The sequence below is a fragment of the Streptomyces sp. URMC 124 genome, assembly GCF_051386455.1.
In the GTDB taxonomy this organism is placed as follows: domain Bacteria; phylum Actinomycetota; class Actinomycetes; order Streptomycetales; family Streptomycetaceae; genus Streptomyces.
The window spans coordinates 1-249 of record NZ_JBPQTS010000578.1 but is presented as its reverse complement, the minus strand read 5'-3'; the positions used below and the strand labels follow the sequence as shown (position 1 = coordinate 249).

The 249-nt window shown below is 55.8% G+C and carries 1 protein-coding gene; it reads left to right on the top strand.

Going from position 1 to position 249, the window contains the following annotated elements; all coding sequences use genetic code 11:
- The coding region (locus ACSNOG_RS33755; RefSeq protein ID WP_436756479.1) for a sigma factor at nucleotides 1–249 on the top strand (249 nt) is incomplete at both ends.

Below are 249 nucleotides of genomic sequence, written 5' to 3'. Positions count from 1 at the left end.
ATCGTGCAGACGGTATTTATGAAGGCTTACCGGCACCTGCCGGAGCTGCAGGATCCGGATCGGCTGCGAGCCTGGCTGTACCAGATTGCTCGGAATACAGTAGCGGATCATTTCCGCAAGGAGAAACGGCTGGATGAGCTGCCGGAGCAGATTCCAAGCGTGATGGAAGAGGAAGCCGAAGATAACTTGCAGGAGGCGATATGCGGGATGAAAGGCGTCATTCCCTACCTGCCGGATAAGTATCGGGAG